The following is a 4,365-nucleotide window of genomic DNA, read 5'->3' on the forward strand; positions in this document are numbered from 1 at the left end:
GCCCCTCACCCACCCCGGACCGCCGGGGCACGGAACGGACGCGCCCCCGCCGGACGAACCGGCGGGGGCGCCCGCCCCGACGGGAGTCACTCCCGCCGGATCACCACCTTCAACGCCCCCGTGTTCCCCGGATCGGAGAAGACCCCGTAGGCCTCCTCCATCCGGTCGAGGCCGAAGGCGTGGGTCACCAGCGGCGAGGCCGTCAACCGACCGGCCGCGAGCATCCTCAACAGCCGGGGGGTGGAGAAGGTGTCCACCAAACCGGTGGTGATCGTCACGTTCCTCGGCCACAGCTTCTCCAGGTGAAGCACCACCGGTTTCCCGTGCACACCGATGTTGGCGACGCGACCCCCCGGCCGCACCACCCGCGTGCACAACTCGAAACTCTCCGGGATCCCCACCGCCTCGAGCGCCACATCCGCTCCCATCCCCCCGGTCACGTCCTCGATCAACCGTTCCGGCTCCTCCGCGGGATCGGCGACCACATCCGCCCCCACCTCCCGCGCGGCCCGCAGCCGGCCCGCCGCCGGGTCCACCACGATGACGCGTTCGGGGGAGAACAACCGAGCCGCGACGATCGCCGCCAGCCCGATGGGCCCCGCGCCGACCACCACCACCGTGTCGCCGGGCCCCACCGCCCCCTTGAGGACACCCACCTCGTACGCGGTGGGATGGATGTCCGAGAGAAGGACCGCGTCCTCCGACCGCACCGCCCCCGGCAGTGGGTGGAGGGACATATCGGCGAACGGAACACGAACGAACTCGGCCTGGGTCCCGTCGATGGTGTGCCCCAGCACCCATCCACCACCACCCCGACACTGTCCGTAGGCGGCCTCACGGCAGTACCGGCACCGACCGCACGCGCTGATGCAGGACACCAGCACCCGATCCCCGGCCCGCACCGTGCGCACTTCCGGCCCCGTCTCCACCACCTCCCCCACGGCCTCGTGCCCCAGAACCGTTCCCGGCTCCACCTCCGGCACATCCCCCTTGAGGATGTGCAGGTCCGTGCCGCAGATGGTGGTGACATCCACCCGCACCACGGCATCACCGGGGTCCCGGACCCCGGGATCGGGCACGGTGGTCCAGGACGACTTGCCCGCCTCGTGGTACACCAGAGCTCGCATCTCGTTCACCCGACTTCATCGATTCGCCGTACGTGCCGGTTCTCCCGCTCCACCCTCCTTCCACCGCCCTCCGGAGCCACGTCACCACAGGGCGGCCGGCCACCGTTGGGCCACGGCGAGCAGGAGACCGAGATCCAGAACAACCCCCAACGACAACCAGGGGTTGAACCAGATCGCCTTCAACACCAGACCGCACACCGCGGCCCCCACCGCGGCCCCGGCCCACCGGTCGGAACCCGTGACGAGCCACACCGCGGCCAACCAGTTCAACAATCCGGTCACCACGGCCAGCGTCACCGCCGCCCGTCGAACGGCCCCCTCCGGCATCCCCGCCGCCGACAACAGCCCGGAACGGTCCGGCCGGAAGGGCGGAGGACGCCCGGGATCGACCCGTGGAACCCATATCGCGAAATGCGCCACGCCGTGCGCGAACAACAGGAGGACCGCCACCGCCCGGATCACGCTCCACCTCCCACCACCGTGGAGGAACACCACCGGAGCACCGCGCCGTCGGCACGGCGCCCCCGACACCGTCGTCACCCGGCGGATGACCCGACCGGCACCCCTCGTGCCGCGGTCGCCGGGCCCCGTCTCCCATCCTGCGCCGAGTCTCCCCCCGCCGCGACCCCACCATCCGGGACCACACACCGGTCGCGTGCCACCCGGTGCCGGGGCACGATGGAGGAACGCGGAACGGCCCCGACGGACGCGCCCCACCCCGCGGGACCCATTGGCCCGGGGGAGCCCCCGACCCGCCCGTCGGCAACACCGGGGCCACCCCCGACGGGAGCGGCGCGGGCGACGGAACCGGTCCCGGAGCAGGTGGGTGAACGGTGGTGGAACGACCCGACGACGAATGGTCCCTGCGGCACGAGGGATACGACCCCGCGGACGAACCCCTCCGGGAAGCACTGTGCACCGTCGGCAACGGCTACCTCGCCACCCGAGGGGCACCCCCGGAAGCACGACCCGGCGGCGCCCACCATCCCGGAACCTACGCCGCCGGCGTGTACAACCGCCTCACCTCCCGCGTCGCCGGCCGCACGGTGGAGAACGAGTGCCTGGTCAACCTCCCCCACTGGCCCGCCGTCACCTTCCGGATCGCCGACGGACCCTGGTTCGACGTCGACACCGTGGACCTCCTCGAACACCACCAGACCCTCGACCTGCGCCGAGCGGTCCTCACCCGCCACCTGCGCTACCGGGACGACCACGACCGCGTCACCACCGTCACCCAACGACGCCTGGTCCACATGCGCCACCATCACCTCTGCGTCCAGGAGGTCGTGATCACGCCCGAGAACTGGGCGGGGCCCCTGCACTTCCGCTCCGAACTCGACGGCCGGGTCCGCAACACCCTCGTCGCGCGCTACCGGGACCTCGCCGACACCCACCTGGAAGCGGTGCGCACCGACCGTCCGGCCCCCGACTGCGTTCTGCTGGAGATGAGGACCAACCAATCGGCCATACCCCTGGCCATGGCGGCCCGCACCACCCTGACGGGAGGCGCCGACCCCCTTCGCCCGACCCCTCGACTGCGCCGGGCCCCCGACCGCATCGGCCTCGACCTCACCGCGGAGGCCGCCCCCGACCGGCCCCTCACCCTCGGGAAGATCGTGACCGTGGTCACCGGACGTGATCGCGCGATCTCCTCACCGGCCGACCGGGCGCTTCGCGACCTGCCCCCGGCCCGGCCCTTCGACGAGTTGCTGATCGAACACGAACAGGCCTGGCGCCACCTGTGGGAACGCTTCACGATCACGGTGGAGGGACGCCCCGGGACCCGGCGCACCGTCCTGCTCCACCTGCTGCACCTCCTGCAGACGGTCTCCCCCCACTCCGCCGACCTGGACGTCGGCGTCCCCGCCCGGGGCCTGCACGGCGAGGCGTACCGGGGCCACGTCTTCTGGGACGAACTCTTCGTCTTCCCCCTCCTGAACCCCCGCCTCCCCGATCTCACCCGGGCCCTGTTGCGCTACCGCCACCGTCGACTGGACGAGGCCCGGGCGGCGGCCCGCCGGGCGGGACACATCGGAGCCATGTACCCCTGGCAGTCCGGCAGCGACGGGCGGGAGGAAAGCCAACGCTTCCACCTCAACCCCCGCTCCGGCCGATGGCTGCCCGACACCAGCGACCGCCAACACCACATCGGGCTCGCCATCGCCCACAACACATGGCAGTACCACCAGGTGACCGGCGACCGTGAGTTCCTCATCCACCACGGCGCGGAGATGCTCCTGGAGATCGCCCGCTTCTGGGGTGACCTCGCCCTCCTCGACCCCGCCCGGGACCGCTACGTCATTCGCGGGGTGATGGGCCCCGACGAATTCCACACCGGCTATCCCGGAGCGGAGCACGACGGCATCGACAACAACGCCTACACCAACGTCATGGCCGTCCGGGCCCTCTCCCGGGCGATGGCGGCCCACGCGGAACTCCCCGCGCGCGAACGCGGCGAACTCTCCGAACGCCTGTGCCTGGACCCCACCGAGTTGGCCCGCTGGAAGGACATCACCCACCGGATGTTCATCCCCTTCCACGACGGGGTCATCTCCCAGTTCGAGGGCTACGGCGACCTCGCCGAACTGGACTGGGAGACCTATCGGAACCACTACGGCGACATCCACCGCCTGGACCGGATCCTGGAGGCCGAGGGCGACAGCGTGAACCGCTACAAGGCCTCCAAACAGGCGGACGTCCTGATGCTCTTCCACCTCCTGACGGCGGACGAACTGCTCCCGCTCCTCTCCCGCCTCGGCCACCCGATCACCCCGGACACCATCCCCCGCACCATCGACTACTACCTCGCCCGCACCTCCCACGGCTCCACCCTCAGCGCCGTCGTGCACGCCTGGGTCCTGGCCCGCGCCCACCGGGAGCGCGCCGTCGAGTTCTTCCTCCGAGCCCTGGAGTCCGACATCGCCGACATCCAGGGCGGCACCACCGCCGAGGGCATCCACCTGGGGGCCATGGCGGGAAGCGTGGACCTGCTCCAGCGCTGTTTCTCCGGCCTGGAGACCCGGGGCGGCCGACTGGTGCTCAACCCCTTCTGGCCCGAGGCGCTGGGAACCCTGGAGATCCACCTCCGCCACCGCGAGCACTCCCTGCGGCTGCGCATCAACGGGGACCGGATCGAGATCGGCTCCGCCGACGGAACCCACCGCCCCATCCGCGTCGTCTGCCGGGGCCGGACGGCGGAACTGCGCCCCGGCGAAACCATCCGCTTTCCCCCCTGACC

3 protein-coding genes are annotated in these 4,365 nt (G+C 71.5%); 1 reads left to right on the top strand and 2 read right to left on the bottom strand.

The genetic code is table 11. The annotated features are described in order from the left end of the window. Positions 1–86: 86 nt before the first annotated feature. Together FOE67_RS17980 and FOE67_RS17985 are read right to left on the bottom strand one after the other, a co-directional pair. The gene (locus tag FOE67_RS17980; protein ID WP_182665523.1) at positions 87–1,127 is read right to left on the bottom strand and encodes an alcohol dehydrogenase catalytic domain-containing protein; all 1,041 of its coding nucleotides are present in this window, start codon (positions 1,125–1,127) and stop codon (positions 87–89) included. An 81-nt stretch (positions 1,128–1,208) separates the two neighbouring features. Next, positions 1,209–1,589, bottom strand: coding sequence for a hypothetical protein (locus FOE67_RS17985; RefSeq protein WP_182665525.1), 381 nt, complete (start codon positions 1,587–1,589; stop codon positions 1,209–1,211). Between the two features lie 374 nt (positions 1,590–1,963). Here FOE67_RS17985 and FOE67_RS17990 point away from each other — a divergent pair, with 374 nt between their 5' ends. Next, entirely contained in the window at positions 1,964–4,363 is a 2,400-nt protein-coding gene (locus FOE67_RS17990; protein WP_323385000.1) for a glycoside hydrolase family 65 protein, read from the top strand. Positions 4,364–4,365 lie beyond the last annotated feature (2 nt).

This window comes from Streptomyces calidiresistens, from assembly GCF_014141525.1.
Lineage (GTDB): Bacteria > Actinomycetota > Actinomycetes > Streptomycetales > Streptomycetaceae > Streptomyces > Streptomyces calidiresistens.